Raw genomic sequence first — 15,052 nt, 5'->3', positions numbered from 1 at the left:
GGAGAGCCATGGCGCAAACCAGTGTATTGGTGGTGGAGGACGAGAGCATTGTGAGCAAGGACATCCAGCACAGCTTGAAGAAGCTCGGCTACCAAGTGGCCGGGGCAGCAGCAACGGGCGAGAACGCCGTGCAACTCGCCATCGAAACCCAGCCGGACATCATCCTCATGGACATCATGCTCAAGGGTGATATGAACGGGATCGAAGCCGCCGACAAGATCCGCCAGGAGACGAACATCCCGGTCATCTTCCTCACGGCATATGCGGACGAAAGCACCTTGAACCGGGCGAAGGTGACGCAGCCCTACGGTTACATCATCAAGCCGTTCAAGGAGATCGATATCCACACGTCGATCGAGATGGCGCTCTACAAGCACAAGAAGGAAACCGAGGTGCTGAAAGAGCGCGACCTGCTGTTCAGTTTGGTGGAGAACAAGGAGACGGGCCGCGAGTTCCTCTTCGTGAAGAACAACAGCCGCCTCGTGAAGCTGAAGACGGCCGACATCTATTTCGTTGAGGCGCTGAAGGACTATGTGACCATCAACACGCTCAACACGCGTTACACGATCCACAGCACCATGAAGGACATCGAGGCCAAGCTGCCCGAGAGCGACTTCGTGCGCGTGCACCGTAGCTTCATCGTGCGCCTCGACAAGATCGCGGCCATCGAACAGCCCAACGTGATCCTGGAGAACGACAAAAAGATCATCCCCATTGGAGGTAGCTACAAGGACGAGCTCGCCAAGCGCTTGAACCTCGTCTAACGACGGCCCTTACGGTAGCCTTTTGAAGAAGGGGCGTGCACTTGAAGCGCGCCCTTCTCGTTTTCCAGCACCAGGTCCACCACACGCTTCTCCATGTCAACGGCGCGGATGGTCACGCGTAGTTCATCGCCTAGGCGATAGGTCTTGCCCGTGCGCGCACCCACCACCTTGAAGGCGCCCTCGACGAACTTGAAATGATCGCCGCGCATGTCGCGCAAGGAGATCATGCCCTCGCACTTGTTCTCCACCAGCTCCACGTACAGTCCCCACGAGGTGACACCACTGATCACACCATCGAAGCTCTGTCCGATGCGGGCCAGCAGGAACTCGGCCTGCTTGTACCGGATGCTTGCGCGCTCGGCGTCGGCGGCCATCCGCTCCTGGTTGCTGCTGTGCTTGCAGCTCACCTCCAGTTCTGCTTTGTTCAGGGGTTTTCCGCCGTCCAGGTAGTGCTGCAGTGCGCGGTGCACCATCAGGTCGGGGTAGCGGCGGATGGGGGAGGTGAAGTGGGAGTAGAAATCGAAGGCCAGGCCGTAGTGCCCGATATTGTCCGTGCTGTACACGGCCTTGGCCATGCTGCGGATGGTCACCTGCTTGATGATCTTCTCTTCTTCCTTGCCCTTCACCTGTTCGAACAGACGATTGATGGCGTGGTTCAGTTCCTCGCCCTTGCGCACCTCCAGTTTGTGGCCGAGGCTCTTCGCCAAGGACTTCAACTGCTCGATCTTCTCCTCATCGGGTTCGTCGTGGATGCGATAGACGAAGGGATGGATGCCGCCCTTCTTCAGAGAGCCCACGTAGGTGGCCACGCGCTTGTTGGCCAGCAACATGAATTCTTCGATGAGCCAGTTCGCTTCGGCCATCACCTTCTCGAAAACCCCCAACGGCCGGCCTTTTTCGTCGAGCTTGAACTTCACTTCATTACCGCCGACCTCCAGTGCACCATTGGCCATGCGGTCTTTGCGAAGCACCTGCGCCAGCCCATGCAACATGAGCACCTCGTTCTTGAATTCACCCTCACCGCCATTGATGATGGCTTGTGCATCAGCGTATGCGAACCGGCGGTTGCTGTGCATCACCGTCCGTCCGAACCACTCGTTCACCACATGTGCGCGTTCGTTCAGTTCGAAGATGGCGCTGAAGGTGAGCTTGTCCTCGCCAGGGTGCAGTGAGCAGAGCCCGTTGCTGAGCTTCTCGGGCAGCATGGGCACCACGCGATCCACCAGATATACGCTGGTGGCGCGCGCTGCGCCCTCTTCCTCGATGGCCATTCCGGGCCGCACATAGTGGCTCACATCGGCGATGTGCACGCCCACCTCCCAGTTGCCGTTGTCCAGTTTGCGCAAGCTCAAGGCATCGTCCAGGTCCTTGGCGTCTTCCGGGTCTATGGTGATCGTGGTGATGTGCCGCACATCGCGCCGCTTGGCGATCTCGGTCGGCGTCACCCCGTTCTTGATGGTGCCGGCCTCGCGCTCCACATGGTCAGGGAAATCGTAGGGCAGCCCGAACTCGGCCAGGATGGCGTGTATCTCCGTTTCGTGCTCGCCCGCCTTGCCCAGCACCCGGTCCACCACGCCGGGGGGCTGTTCCCGTTGGTCGCGCCAGTCGCCCAGCGTGAGTACCACCTTCTCTCCTTCAATGGCCCCATTTCGATCACTATCGCGCAGCGTGAACACACGGTTCAGCTTCTGATCGTCCGGGCGCACGTACCATCGGCCTTTGTCGCGGTGCACGGTACCCACGAACGTGGTCCGCTTGCGCTTCAGCACCTCCAGGACCTTCGCCTCGGGCTTGCGGCCCCGGCGCTGCACCACCTTGGCCCGCACCGTATCGCCCGTTAGCGCCAACCCCAGGTTGCTGGCGTGGACGAACAGGTCTTCGTCCATGTTCTCCAATCTCAGGTAGCCGGAGCCATTGCCCACAATGTCCAGAACACCCTCCACCGTGCTGGGATCTTCGCGGCGAGCGTCCGTTCGCTCGGCATGATGGGCGCCCGCCTTGCCCGGGTGCTTCTCCGCCACGAGCATGCTTGCGTGATATCGCCCCTTCTTACCGCTCTTGATCTTGCCCGACCCCAAGAGCTCGTCAATGGCCTCATACAACAGATAGAGCTTGCTCCGGTCCTTGATGTTCGTTTTGAGGGCCAGCTGCTGGGCGGTGATGCCGGCGCTGCCGCTTTGCCGCACGGCAGCCAGAACGGTCTGGGAGAGAAGGTCTTGGGCGGGCTCGTTCTTCTTGGTCTTGGGCATCGGGAATGGGCCCATGGAACGGGCCGCGCGAAGATGAGGCCCTGCCGCTCGGCAGGTGGGCGCGGAAGTCGGCCCCCGGGAGAGCAATACCTACCAACAGGTGTTGATAAACCCGGCTGATCTCTACATTCGCGGCCCCTTTTCACCCGCCTTGGCATTCCGGAGGCGAGGATCAGGGAGACGTAATGACCGCCCAACTCGAATCCGCCAAGATCTTCGGCGGTAGCGCTTCGCGTTACCTGGCCGAGAAGGTTGCCGCCCACAGCGGCGAGCGGCTGGGCGATGTCACCCTGAGCCGCTTCAGCGACGGGGAGATCCAACCGAGCTTCGAAGAGACCGTGCGCGGTGAACTGGTGTTCATCGTGCAGAGCACGTTCCCGCCGAGCGACAACCTCTTCGAGCTGTTGCTGATGGTGGATGCCGCCAAGCGGGCCAGCGCCAAACGCATCGTGGCGGTGATGCCCTACTTCGGTTTCGCGCGCCAGGACCGCAAGGACAAACCCCGTGTGAGCATCGGTGCCAAGCTGGTGGCCAACATGCTCACCGCCGCCGGCGTGGACCGCATCATGACGATGGACCTGCACGCGGACCAGATCCAAGGCTTCTTCGAGGTGCCCGTCGATCACTTGTTCGCCAGCAGCATTTTCCTGCCGCACATCAAGAGCCTGGGCCTGCCCAACCTGTTGATGGCCGCTCCGGACACTGGTGGCACCAAGCGCGCGAACGCGTACAGCAAACACCTCGGCTGCGACATGGCCATCTGCTACAAGCAACGCAAAGTGGCCAACCAGATCGAGCGCATGACGGTGATCGGTGATGTGAAGGGGCGCGACGTGGTGCTGGTTGACGACATGGTGGATACCGCCGGTACGCTCACCAAGGCCGCCGACATGATGATGGCCGAGGGCGCTACCAGTGTTCGTGCCGTGTGCACGCATCCCGTGCTCAGCGGCGAAGCATGCAAGCGCATCCAGGACTCATCCCTGCTCGAGCTCATCGTCACCGACACCATTCCCATCAGCGACGAAAAGCTGGGGAAGACCAACAAGATCAAACAGCTTTCCGTGGCCCCGCTCTTCGCCGATGTCATCCATCGCATGCGTCGCCACGAGAGCATCAGTAGCACGTTCATCATCGCCTAACAACCGCGTTCCCGACGTCTCGGGATGAAGCACATGAAGAAGGTCACCCTTGAAGCTACGCCGCGCACCGGGTCCGGCTCCAGCAACTCCAACAGCCTCCGTCGCCAGGGCCGCGTGCCTTGTGTGCTTTACGGCGGCGATTCCGTGAAGCATTTCCATGTGGATGCCAAGGCCCTCGGCAAGGTGGTGTTCACCCCCGAGACCTACCGTATCGAACTGGACATGGACGGCACCAAGACGATGGCGCTGTTGCACGAAACCCAGTTCCATCCCGTGAGCGATGCGGTCATCCACGCGGACTTCACCGAGATGAGCGATGCCAAGGAGGCCACCGTGAGCCTGAGCCTCAACCTGAAGGGCCAGTCTGCTGGCGTGCGCAAAGGCGGTGTGCTCAGCCAGAAGTTCCGCAAGCTGCGCGTCAAGGGCCTGCCCAACGCGCTGCCGGAGCATTTGGACATCGACATCAGCGGCGTGGAGCTCGGCCACAGCATGCGTGTGAGCGAGCTCAACTTCCCCGGCCTCTCCGTGATGGAGAACGAAGAGGATGTGGTGCTCACGGTGAAGATGCCGAAGAAGGTGGAAGAGGTGGCTCCCGCGGCTGCCGCCACGACTGCCGCTCCAGCTGCGGGCGCTGCGGCTGCTGCGCCGGCTGCCGATGCCAAGAAGGCGGACGCCAAACCCGCTGCGAAGAAGTAGGTCTCGGCTCTCGCACCTGCACACGAATGACAAACGCGCTCCGGGATCACCGGGGCGCGTTTCTTTTGAGGCCCGCTCATGAAGTACCTGATCGCAGGCTTGGGAAATCCCGGCCCCGAATACGAAGACACGCGCCACAACATCGGCTTCCATGTGCTCGATGAACTGGCGCGCATGGGCGAGGTGCGCTTTGCTGGCGACCGCTATGCCGAGGTGGCGGAGCTGCGCCACAAGGGCCGCACCTTCATTCTGGTGAAGCCGCAGACGTACATGAACCTCAGCGGCAAGGCCGTGCGCTATTGGATGGACAAGGAGAACGTGCCGACAGATCGTGTGTTGGTGATAACGGACGACCTGGCCCTGCCGTTCGGGAAGATCCGCCTACGTGCGAACGGGAGCGCGGGTGGCCACAACGGGCTCACCAACATCATTGAGCTGCTCGGTTCGCAGGAATTCCCGCGGATGCGCTTCGGCATCGGTAGCGACTTTCCCCGGGGGCGCCAGAGCGAATACGTTCTTGGCAAATGGGGCGAGGAGGAGAGGAAGACACTTGCGGAACGCACGGAGATCGCGTGCAAGGCGGTCCTGCAATTCGGTCTGTTGGGCATTGCCAGCACGATGAACAATTTCAACAAGCGGTAGATGCATCCACGGATAATGCGGATGAAGAGGATCGGGATCATCATGCTTCATGGTCGGTTCGTTGTGCCGCACGTCATAGTACCCTCGAGCAATGCAAGCAGGAGATGACGACCTGACCTACCGGATCATCGGTGCAGGTTACGAGGTGCACAATAGGTTGGGTCCGGGTTTTCTGGAGCCGGTTTACCAAGAGGCGCTAGCTTTAGAGTTTGCCGTTCAGGAGATCCCGTTCGAACGCGAGGTTTCCCTTCCCATTTTCTACAGGGAGCAACGTCTCCAAACCGGTTACCGGGCCGACTTCCTATGTTTCTCCGAAGTAGTTGTGGAGTTGAAAGCGCTTCGGGCGTTGGGCGGCCCCGAGACCGCGCAACTAATGAACTACTTGAAGGCGACGGGGCTGCGACGAGGGCTCTTGCTGAATTTCGGGTCCGATCGCATGGAGGTGAAGCGTTGGTTGCTGGGCCATTGAGCCGCTGCCTTCCGGTCGCCGTCCGCAGAGCACATCATCTTCATCCGCATTATCCGTGGATGCGTCTTTCCCTGGAAGCCCGCACGTGCGGTTACCTTTCGGGCCCAACAAAAATCAGATGCTACCCAAGAAGATCGAAGCTGCGCTGAACGCGCAGATCCAAACGGAGGCGATGAGCAGCCAGATCTACCTGGCCATGGCCAGCTGGGCCGAGACGCAGGGTCTCAGTGGTACTGCCGCCTTCCTGTACGGCCACAGCGACGAAGAGCGCATGCACGCATTGAAGCTCGTGAAGTTCGTGAACGAGCGCGGCGGCCACGCGGTGGTGCCCGCGCTGCCTGCACCACCGCGCACTTGGAAAAGCCTGACGCACATTTTCCAGGACCTCTTCGCGCACGAGACGAAAGTCACGGGCGAGATCAACAAGGTGGTGGACCTCTGCCTGAAGGAAAAGGAATACACCACCCACAACTTCATGCAGTGGTACGTGAGCGAGCAGATCGAAGAAGAGGCACTGGCACGCACGCTCATCGACAAGCTGAACATGATCGGTGGCGACAAGGGCGGGCTCTATCTCTTCGACCGCGACCTTGCTGGTATGTCCAGTGGTCCGGGCGCGCAGAAGAAGGGCGCTTGATAACAACACGATGATCATCGCCGGGCCACGTACGATGTGCGTGGCCCGGTGCGTTTTTGAACAGACGGGACAGCGCTGTTCACAACTCGACTGGCGCGACGCCTGCACGCCGATCTACTTTGGCGCAACACGATCGCCGGAGTTCACGTCAACGCCATGGACCTCACACGCATCCGCCCCTTCGCCAACAAGCACTGCAAGTTCAAGCTGCGCAGCGGCAAGGAGGTGTTCGGTGTGATCTGGGAAGTGGACAACGGCAGCACCAAGCGCCTTTTCTTCTCCAGTGTGCGCGACTACGAGAAGCTGCAGCACGACAGCGCCCCTGTGAACGTGATCCCGTTGCAGCCCGAGGACATCGTGCACGTGGAGAGCATCGCGAGCTGAGGGCGGTCGTTCGCGCAGCACTCGCGCCGGATCGGATCAACCTGCTGGACGGTTCGCCAGTGGCCAAATGCGCCGCACAACGGCCAATAGAAGAGCAAGCGCCAATGTGATTTCCCTGAGTACTGTGCTGGTGCTCATGTCGTACCTCAATGACCAACATGAAGGCGAGTGCGGGTCCAGGGCCCGCTCCATGGTGATTCGTAGTAGTGGGACCATTGAGGCAATCACCGCAACCATCATCCCCTTTCGCCACGAGCCAAGGAATCCCGGTAGTAGAAGGAGCAGTCCGGCAAGTACCGGGGCCGTATGCAACCATAAGCTCCACGCATCGGGGCCGAAGGCTCTGTTCCAGATCGAATAGAGCCCATACTCCGGGTCATCCGCGTACTCAAGGGGGATGGCTATGACCATCGCCGATATGAGCAAGGACGAAGCAAGTGCCAAGGCGTTGATCCCAATGATCCATCCAATTGGGGCTAGTGGGCGAAGCGGAACATTGCGCAGGATGACCCAGATGGATACGCACCAGATATGGAGTATTGCAAGTTGATCGGCTGCTTGGCCGGTCCAAAGCAGAACGTCCACAACGAGATCCATGACAACTACTTCACCCCAGCCTCCGTCACCAAGCCTGCCTGCTCAAGCAAGAACGCATACTCCAACGCGATCTCCTTCAAGCGCTGGAACCTCCCACTGGCGCCACCGTGGCCGGCCTCGAGGTTGGTATGCAGCAGGATCGGTGCCGTGCCCTTGTTGTGGTCGCGTAGGCGGGCCACCCATTTGGCGGGTTCCCAGTATTGCACCTGACTGTCGTGCAGACCTGTGGTCACCAGTAGGGCGGGGTAGGCCACGTCCTTGATGTTGTCGTAGGGCGAGTAGGAGAGCATGCGGTCGTACGCCTCCTTCTCGTTTGGGTCGCCCCATTCATCGTATTCACCCGTGGTTAATGGAATGGTGCTGTCGAGCATCGTGGTCACCACATCCACGAAGGGCACTTGCGCAACGCACGCACGCCAGAGCTCCGGCCGCATGTTCACCACGGCACCCATGAGCAGACCGCCCGCACTGCCGCCCATGCAAAAGAGGCGCGTGGGGTCGGCGTACTTGTTCGCCAGTAAGTGCTCCGCGCAGGCGATGAAGTCGGTGAAGGTGTTCACCTTGTACTCCATCTTCCCGTTCTCGTACCAAGCGCGGCCAAGCTCTTCGCCGCCGCGGATGTGCGCCAGCGCAAAGACGAACCCACGATCGAGCAACGAAAGTCGCGCACTGCTGAAGGTGGGCTCCATGGTGACGCCGTAGCTACCGTAGCCGTAAAGCAACAAGGGTGCTGAACCAGTCAGGGGTGTCCCGTTCTTGTACACGATGCTCATGGGCACACGCGTGCCGTCCTTGGCCGTGGCCCACACGCGCTCGCTCTTGTACTGCGCGGCGTCGTAGCCGCCCACCACCTCCTGTTGCTTCAGCAGCACGTCGGGTTGTTGCGGCTTGCTCAGATCATGCTGGTATACGCTTCCGGGCGTGGTAAGGCTGGTGTAGCCGTAACGCAGCAGATGGCTGTCCCACTCGGGATTGGTACCGCTGTAAGCAACGTAGGCCGGATCGTTGAAGGCGATCTCATGCTCGGTGCCCGTGCTCAATTGGCGCACGCGCAAGTGTGTGAGGCCTTCGCGCCGCTCACTGATCACCATGTGGTCGCGGAAGAACTCCACATCCTCCAGCAACACGTCATCGCGGTGCGGGATCACCTCGGTCCAGTGCTCTTTGCCGGTGGCGTTCTCCGGGCACTCCATCAGCCTGAAGTTCTTCGCCTGCCAGTTGGTGAGGACGTGGAACTTGCCCGGTTTTCCATCGACGCCGGGGATGTGCTGCACACTGTATTCGTGCTCCTCTTCGCGCGGCAGGAAGACGCGGAACGTTCCCATTGGATCATCCACGGGCAACAGGCGCTCCTCGGTGCTGAGCGTACTGCCGCTGGTGATCACCACGAACTTGTCGCTGCGGCTGCGGAACACATCGCAGGAGAATGTCGCGTCGCTCTCATGGAACACTTCAGCATCGGTCTTCGGGTCTGTGCCGAGCACATGGCGGAAGATCTTGAAACTGCGCAGGGTTTTGTCCTTGCGGTTGTAGAAGAAGGTCTTGTCATCGGCCCATGCACCACCACCATCGGTGTTCGTGATGGCATCGGGCAGGTCCTGTCCCGTGGACAGGTCGCGGAAACGAAGCGTGTATTGGCGGCGGCTCACGGTATCCACGCCATAGGCACAAATGCGATTGTTGGGGCTCACCTCGAAGTCGGCCAGGTCGAAGTAGTCGTGGCCCTCGGCCATGGTGTTCTCGTTCAGGATGTCTTGCCACCCTTCGGCCATGGGATCGGGGATGGGTTCGTCCTTGTTGACCGAAGCACGACGCATGTGCACCGCGTATTCCTTGCCGGTCTCGAAGCGGGTGCCGTACCAGTAGCCGTTCTCGCGGTACGGCACGCTCAGGTCTTCTTCCTTGATGCGCGCTTTCATCTCCTTGAACAGGTCCTCCCGCAATTGCTTCACGGGAGCGAGGACCGCTTCCGTGTAGGCGTTCTCAGCCTTCAAGTGGTCGAGGACCTTGCGCGTGTGCTCGTCCGGCTGCGCTGCGTTGCGCTGCTCCTCGCTCAGGCGCATCCAGTGGAATTCATCGATGCGGGTGTGGCCGTGGGCGGTGAGCTGGAACGGGATCTTCTCGGCCTGCGGTGGCGCAGGAAGCGTGGTGGTGGGCATACTGGAGCGGTCGTTGCCGCATGCGATCAACAAGGTGAGCGCAACAAGTTGCAGAAGGTGTCGCATGGCGGTGCGCCGAAGGTAGGATCGCGGACTTCGCGCCGATCGCTCAAGCCAGAACGGCTTTCAACACGGAAGGCGAACGAAGCTCACCGAAGCCAGCGATATGGAGCCGGAAGTAGAGCAGCAGTTGATCGAGCAGGTCCTTCCGTGCGTAAGCGTACTTGCTGTCGGTACGTCCGCCGAGAAGATCGCCCAACAGGTGGACCGCTGCTCCGCCGAAGGCGTGTGGATGCGCTGGTTCGGTGGTGGTGAACGCACCTTCTTCCATGTCGAACCAGGTTGCCGGACCTGTTCTGTCCATCGCTGGAGCGAAGCCCAGCCGATCACATAGCCCGAGCAGGAAGCTGACCGGCAAGTGCTGGGTGCGGTCGCCGCCATCCAGCTCCGTCAACGCATCCTGCACGAACGCGAACAGTTCTGCATCGGCCGTCTCGGCACGCAGGGTCCGCAGGAGCACTTCCTGGATGAACAAAGCGACGCTTCCACGCAAAGGATCCGAGCCTACGTTGGCGAACGGTTGATCGGTCCTCACCTCGCGCAGTTGGTGGATGTCGCGGTCGCTACGTTCGCTGGCCACTACCACCAGGCGCTGCAAAGGCCCGAAGAGCGCGGGGGGATGCCCGCTCTTTCCACCAACGCGGGCGGCATAACTGCGCAAGCCGTGGTGCTCGGTATACAAGGTAACGACGGCGCCACGGTCCTTGTGCCGCACGGACCGCAGGACTATGGCGCGGGTTGAAACGAACATGATCAACGCATCACCAGCACCTTGGTCATGCACTTCTGCGAGCCATCGCTGTTGCTGCTGAAGGCCAGGTACACACCACTGCTCACACGATTGCCGACCATGTCGGTTCCCGGCCAAACAGCCTGCCCACCGAGGCTCGTCGTGCGATAAACAAGATTGCCGCTCATATCGGTGATCTTCACTTCACTGTCGCGCACCAGCCCGGTGATGGCCACGGGCCCGGTGTGGTTTTCGCGAACAGGGTTCGGATACACCTTGGCGCAGTCGGCCTCCACCGCGCTACCAATGGCGTCACTCCGGTAGCTCACGATGCCGCGGTCAGTTGCGATGAACACGTCACCTGTCACTTCATCAATGGCAATGTCGGTGACGTTGTTGCTGGGCAACGGGCTGTTCTCGATGGTGAAGTGCTGTTGTTGCACGGTGCCATCGGCGCTCACGAGATATGCCCCGCTGCTCACCGTGCCGAGCCACTTGCGATTGGCGGCGTCGATCGTAACGCAGGTCACCACCTCGGTCTCCAGCAGGATCTGCACGTTGCCGTCCTGTTCGATGAGGATCTGCTGTGCGTCGAAATCGCTATTGGTGAAGATCGCATCCGGGTTGTAGAAGACAGCGACGCCCTTGCCCGTTCCCACCCAGATCTCGCCGTCCAGGTCCTCCGCAATGTCCAGCACATCGGTAGTGGGCAGGCCGCCGCTTCCCTCGAAGTTGTTCAGCACCTTGTATTGGTCGTCGCTCGTGTTGTCGATGGTGCCGCCATCGTTGAAAACGAGGATGCCGTTGCCGCGGGGGCGAACGAACCACTTGTAGCCGTTGGTGGCGGGCACGATGTTGCCCAGCAACGTCTGGTTGTTGAGGACCGTGCCCGGGTTGAAGCTCTTCCAAATGCCGTTCGCTTTGCGCACCACAACGGGGTTTGTGACGTTGGCGTTGCTCACCCACAGATTGCCATCGGTGTCGAACGCCAGTCCCCCGATGAGCACCGCGTTCGCGCCGCCCAGCGGAGAGAAGATCTGTAGGGCGCCGTTGCTGTTGTCCTGGTTGTGAATGGTGGTGAGCTGTCGGTTGTTGAACTCGAGCACACCATCATCCCACGAGCCCACATAGGCGTGGTTCGGGTCCTTCGGGTCCACGGCCACGGCCATGATGTCGTTGACCGCCCCTCCGTAGGAATTGGCGCCGGTGGCCATCAGCGGATCGTTCTCGTTGCTGGTGGTGCGCCACTCGCCGTCCTTGAAGTGGTGCACGCCGTCCTTCCGGAAGTTGTTCGACCAGTTGGTGGCCACCGAACCGGAGGCAACGAACAAGGTCCCGCCTGAAGCGCTCATTCCGATGGCACTGGTCTTCGCTGGTCCGTTGGGGTAGAGCATCTCTCCATTGCTGTTGCCATAACCGCGCACCAATCCGTTCTCCCTGTCCGCGATCCACAGGTGGCCGCTCTCGCTGGGAATGGCCGTGGCCGGGAAGGGTGTTTGTGTTCCATAGCCGTACTGGGCCAGCACTTCCTGCAAGGAGCTGTCGAACAACTGGATATGGAACCGGTGTGTGATCACCAGCCGATCGCCGTTGACGTTCTTCTCGAGCGATAGGTTCGTGATCTGTGGGTCGATTCCGGCCACTTTCTGCCAGGCACCGTCGTAGCTGTACAAGGTGTCGGCATCGGTAAGCGGGCTTCGATAGTTCGCGAGCAAACGCACACCGAACGATAGCACGTCGCTGTACTCGCCGTTGGGTACGGGAACAGCTTGGTTCTTGTGCCAGTTGGTGAAGGCCGCAAGGTTCGGAGAGGTGCGCAAGGCGGCATACAGACCACTCTCCGTGGCGGCGTACACACTGTCGCCATGCACTTCGGTTCCGTTGATGATGAGCTGCGAGCCGCCGGGCCCGATAAGCCATGTTTCCCGGATCTCCCTTGCGAACAGGTCCACCACCACGATGCCGAAACCACAACTCAAATAGGCAAGGGGTCCCTCGAAACGGATGTGGTTGATGCCCTTGTCGCCCAGGATGCTGCTGCGCTTGATGTCACTAAGGTTGTAGGTGCTACCGGCGCTCACCAGGTCGAGGTTGCCATTGTCATACCCCACTACCAGCATGCTGAGCGCATTGTTCCACCGCATGGAACGGATGCCCACATCGTTCAGCCGGTTCACCTTGCTCAGCCGCTCGAACTCGTACGTGGCCGGATCGAAACTGAAAACGGCGGTCTGTGAAGCACACCAAGCCTTCCCCCCCCCTTCAGTGACGTTAAAGGTCTGGCGGTAGGGGAAGTGCTCTCGCCACTCACCAATGGCCACTTGCGCATTCAGGGATGGCGGCAGCAGGAGCGAGGAAGCCGAAACGAGCAAGTACAGGGTCGAACGGTTCATTATCAGAGGGGTCAGATGCGCGTTCCTAACGCAACAGCAGCACATACCTTGTGCGCAGGGCGAATTTCGTGCATCCATGAGGAATACTGTTGCTGTGATCCCGTCGGTGGTGATGATCGCAGTTGGGCTGCTGCCCGGCAGATCACTTGGCCAGACCCTGATGTGGGGCCCCGAGGAGCAGGTGGGGCCTGGCGGATCGGACTATTTGCGGCCACGGGTGCACGCAACGGCTGATGGAAAGGCGGTGGTCCTGTGGGGTGATGATGCCACGCACACAGTGCGCATGGGGGTTAAGGACGGAGCCAACTGGATCCTTTCCGAGCTCAGCGGGGAGGTTGAGGGACATCCCTATGTGCTCGACTGGACCGGGCCCGAGAGTGCTGCCGACGCGAACGGAGCATGGGCTGTTTATGGGGCTGGCATGATGGCCGAGGGCCCCATCTATCTGCACCGCACGAGCGGGGGTATCCCCGGAGCAACGGACACTCTTCGCATCGACCCCCCGGTCGGTCACGAGTACAAGATGCCATCGGTCGCATCGATGGACAACGGAGAAGCGGTGATACTCGTGATGCGGACGGTCATCGGTTGGTCAGAGGCCGAGTATGTCCTCCTGCGCACGACGGGTGGTGGTACCGCAGTGCTGCCCGAGGTGCCCGTGAGCCTACCGGTGGCGCTGGGCGAGGCGTGCGATTGTTGCACCGGTACCGTGGTCGCGAACGGGAACACGGTGGTCGCACTTTTCCGCAACAACTTCAATGATCTGCGCACCGTGTGGGCGGCGGTCTCTTACAATGGTGGGGCCTCCTTCTTGGACGGGGCAGAGGTGGACCCAACAGGATGGACCATTGCCGCATGCCCGAGCAGTGGACCTGATGCCTATTTCGCTACGGACAGTGTGCACTGTGTTTTCATGAGCGCGGAGGTGAACGGCACCAAGAGCTATGGGCGCAGCTTCGACCCAGCGACACTTGCCGCAGGGACCCTTGTAGAGCTGCACCCGGGCCAGCCGATGAACAAGAGCCAGAACTACCCCCGCATTGCGGGGGCTGGCGATACACTGGGTGTGGCCTGGCAGCAGGGACAGGTCGGCCAGTTCGAGATCCTCTTCCGTTGGAGCGTGTCAGGGTGGGGCGGCATGTCCGACCCCGATACGGTGAACCTCGCCCTGGCCACTTCGCAGAAGAATCCGGATGTTGCGTTCCGTGATGGTGTGTTCCACTTGGTCTGGCAGGATGCGGCCACGAACAGTGTGCACTACCGGAGCGCCCAAGTGGTGGATGATGTGGGGCTGGCGGATGGTGCGCAACAGCCGGCACTTCGCATTTATCCCACATTGGTTTCCGATCGGATCTCCGTCGTTGGTGCAGAGCCCGGAACACCATTCCGGATCGTTGACCAGCACGGTGCCGTGGTCTACTTCGGGCGTTTGGCAACGAGCGCCATCGGGATCGAACACTTGCGGACGGGTGTTTATTCGTTCGTCACGGAGCCAGTGCTCGGCACACCTCGCGCAGCCCGGTTCATCAAGACCCCCTGAACGCACGAACGCCCCGACATTGTCGAGGCATTCGGTTGATCGAGGTCGCGTGCGGATTCGAACCGCAGTAGCAGCTTTTGCAGAGCTGTGCCTAGCCACTCGGCCACGCGACCGTTGAGCGGGCGGCGAAGATAGGCGCCGACACCTTCCACGCCGTTGCCCGATAGTCCGCAGCCAAGACCCTACTCGATGAGCACACCGCGCTTGTTGATGAGCGGAACGGTGGTGAAGTTCTCTTCCTGGATGCTCTCCGGAAGGAAGATGTACTTCTTGTCGAAGATGGTGGTGCCGACGTAGAAGCTCAGCCAGTACTGGTTGCTGAGCGCGAACACATCTTCCATGATGCGCTCGATGCGGGCGTAGTGGAGCGGTTGCAGCTCTTCGATGTAGTGCCGCAGTTCGCTGGTGCGCACCTGCTCATCCTTCACCTGCCCGTAACCCTGGGAGCTGACAAGGACGTTGCTCAGGCTGACATCCTTCCGGTTGAGCAGGTACACGTACCAAGCCGCACTTCCATCTTCCTCTTCCTCGCGCACCACGGCCATGGCCACGCCCTCCACCTTCGGAACGATGATGTCCTTCTTCATCCT

13 protein-coding genes and 1 tRNA gene are annotated in these 15,052 nt (G+C 60.7%); 8 read left to right on the top strand and 6 right to left on the bottom strand.

The window, feature by feature from the left end; genetic code table 11:
• Positions 1-8: 8 nt before the first annotated feature.
• A complete protein-coding gene (locus tag IPJ76_07995) occupies positions 9-764 on the top strand; it encodes a response regulator (protein QQR88136.1) in 756 nt (251 codons plus the stop codon).
• On the opposite strand, the gene rnr is transcribed toward IPJ76_07995, so the two are convergent.
• Positions 761-3,013 (bottom strand): ribonuclease R, encoded by a 2,253-nt coding sequence (gene rnr, locus IPJ76_07990; protein ID QQR88425.1) that lies wholly within the window; start codon positions 3,011-3,013, stop codon positions 761-763. The genes IPJ76_07995 and rnr overlap by 4 nt on opposite strands.
• Before the next feature lie 185 nt (positions 3,014-3,198).
• Between rnr and IPJ76_07985 the strand changes: the two genes are divergently transcribed.
• The 6 genes from IPJ76_07985 (at position 3,199) to IPJ76_07960 (ending at position 6,983) form a co-directional block, all read left to right on the top strand.
• Positions 3,199-4,155 carry a ribose-phosphate pyrophosphokinase gene (locus IPJ76_07985; protein ID QQR88135.1) on the top strand — a complete coding sequence of 319 codons (957 nt, stop codon included), beginning with the start codon at positions 3,199-3,201 and terminating at the stop codon, positions 4,153-4,155.
• A gap of 33 nt (positions 4,156-4,188) precedes the next feature.
• On the top strand, positions 4,189-4,851 hold the full coding sequence (locus IPJ76_07980) for a 50S ribosomal protein L25 (GenBank protein QQR88134.1): 663 nt from the start codon (positions 4,189-4,191) through the stop codon (positions 4,849-4,851).
• A 78-nt stretch (positions 4,852-4,929) separates the two neighbouring features.
• Positions 4,930-5,493: an aminoacyl-tRNA hydrolase gene (locus IPJ76_07975; GenBank protein QQR88133.1), complete on the top strand. Its 564-nt coding sequence runs from the start codon at positions 4,930-4,932 to the stop codon at positions 5,491-5,493.
• 91 nt (positions 5,494-5,584) lie between these two features.
• A complete protein-coding gene (locus tag IPJ76_07970; GenBank protein QQR88132.1) occupies positions 5,585-5,962 on the top strand; it encodes a GxxExxY protein in 378 nt (125 codons plus the stop codon).
• A 118-nt stretch (positions 5,963-6,080) separates the two neighbouring features.
• Entirely contained in the window at positions 6,081-6,599 is a 519-nt protein-coding gene (locus IPJ76_07965) for a ferritin (GenBank protein QQR88131.1), read from the top strand.
• Between the two features lie 156 nt (positions 6,600-6,755).
• The gene (locus IPJ76_07960) at positions 6,756-6,983 is read left to right on the top strand and encodes a hypothetical protein (protein ID QQR88130.1); all 228 of its coding nucleotides are present in this window, start codon (positions 6,756-6,758) and stop codon (positions 6,981-6,983) included.
• Between the two features lie 602 nt (positions 6,984-7,585).
• Here the strand turns inward: IPJ76_07960 and IPJ76_07955 are convergent.
• From IPJ76_07955 to IPJ76_07945, 3 genes are read right to left on the bottom strand one after another with little or no spacing between them, the layout of a single operon-like run.
• Positions 7,586-9,805, bottom strand: a complete 2,220-nt coding sequence (locus tag IPJ76_07955; protein QQR88129.1) for a S9 family peptidase — start codon at positions 9,803-9,805, stop codon at positions 7,586-7,588.
• A 43-nt stretch (positions 9,806-9,848) separates the two neighbouring features.
• Positions 9,849-10,550, bottom strand: a complete 702-nt coding sequence (gene recO / locus IPJ76_07950) for a DNA repair protein RecO (GenBank protein QQR88128.1) — start codon at positions 10,548-10,550, stop codon at positions 9,849-9,851.
• A gap of 2 nt (positions 10,551-10,552) precedes the next feature.
• Positions 10,553-12,922, bottom strand: coding sequence for a hypothetical protein (locus tag IPJ76_07945; protein ID QQR88127.1), 2,370 nt, complete (start codon positions 12,920-12,922; stop codon positions 10,553-10,555).
• Positions 12,923-12,998: 76 nt separating this feature from the next.
• Between IPJ76_07945 and IPJ76_07940 the strand changes: the two genes are divergently transcribed.
• Positions 12,999-14,462 carry a hypothetical protein gene (locus IPJ76_07940; protein QQR88126.1) on the top strand — a complete coding sequence of 488 codons (1,464 nt, stop codon included), beginning with the start codon at positions 12,999-13,001 and terminating at the stop codon, positions 14,460-14,462.
• A gap of 42 nt (positions 14,463-14,504) precedes the next feature.
• Here the strand turns inward: IPJ76_07940 and IPJ76_07935 are convergent.
• Positions 14,505-14,575 (bottom strand) — tRNA-Cys (locus tag IPJ76_07935).
• A gap of 69 nt (positions 14,576-14,644) precedes the next feature.
• The gene (locus IPJ76_07930) at positions 14,645-15,049 is read right to left on the bottom strand and encodes a hypothetical protein (protein ID QQR88125.1); all 405 of its coding nucleotides are present in this window, start codon (positions 15,047-15,049) and stop codon (positions 14,645-14,647) included.
• Between the last annotated feature and the right edge of the window lie 3 nt (positions 15,050-15,052).

Source organism: Flavobacteriales bacterium (assembly GCA_016699575.1).
In the GTDB taxonomy this organism is placed as follows: Bacteria; Bacteroidota; Bacteroidia; order Flavobacteriales_F; family PHOS-HE28; genus PHOS-HE28.
This window is presented reverse-complemented; position numbering and strand designations above follow the sequence as displayed.

Excerpts from the sequence above, each read along its gene's own strand:
- IPJ76_07995 (QQR88136.1), top strand. The coding sequence starts at position 9 with ATGGCGCAAACCAGTGTATTGGTGGTGGAGGACGAGAGCATTGTGAGC.
- rnr (QQR88425.1), bottom strand. The coding sequence starts at position 3,013 with ATGCCCAAGACCAAGAAGAACGAGCCCGCCCAAGACCTTCTCTCCCAG.
- IPJ76_07985 (QQR88135.1), top strand. The coding sequence starts at position 3,199 with ATGACCGCCCAACTCGAATCCGCCAAGATCTTCGGCGGTAGCGCTTCG.
- IPJ76_07980 (QQR88134.1), top strand. The coding sequence starts at position 4,189 with ATGAAGAAGGTCACCCTTGAAGCTACGCCGCGCACCGGGTCCGGCTCC.
- IPJ76_07975 (QQR88133.1), top strand. The coding sequence starts at position 4,930 with ATGAAGTACCTGATCGCAGGCTTGGGAAATCCCGGCCCCGAATACGAA.
- IPJ76_07970 (QQR88132.1), top strand. The coding sequence starts at position 5,585 with ATGCAAGCAGGAGATGACGACCTGACCTACCGGATCATCGGTGCAGGT.
- IPJ76_07965 (QQR88131.1), top strand. The coding sequence starts at position 6,081 with ATGCTACCCAAGAAGATCGAAGCTGCGCTGAACGCGCAGATCCAAACG.
- IPJ76_07960 (QQR88130.1), top strand. The coding sequence starts at position 6,756 with ATGGACCTCACACGCATCCGCCCCTTCGCCAACAAGCACTGCAAGTTC.
- IPJ76_07955 (QQR88129.1), bottom strand. The coding sequence starts at position 9,805 with ATGCGACACCTTCTGCAACTTGTTGCGCTCACCTTGTTGATCGCATGC.
- recO (QQR88128.1), bottom strand. The coding sequence starts at position 10,550 with ATGTTCGTTTCAACCCGCGCCATAGTCCTGCGGTCCGTGCGGCACAAG.
- IPJ76_07945 (QQR88127.1), bottom strand. The coding sequence starts at position 12,922 with ATGAACCGTTCGACCCTGTACTTGCTCGTTTCGGCTTCCTCGCTCCTG.
- IPJ76_07940 (QQR88126.1), top strand. The coding sequence starts at position 12,999 with ATGAGGAATACTGTTGCTGTGATCCCGTCGGTGGTGATGATCGCAGTT.
- IPJ76_07930 (QQR88125.1), bottom strand. The coding sequence starts at position 15,049 with ATGAAGAAGGACATCATCGTTCCGAAGGTGGAGGGCGTGGCCATGGCC.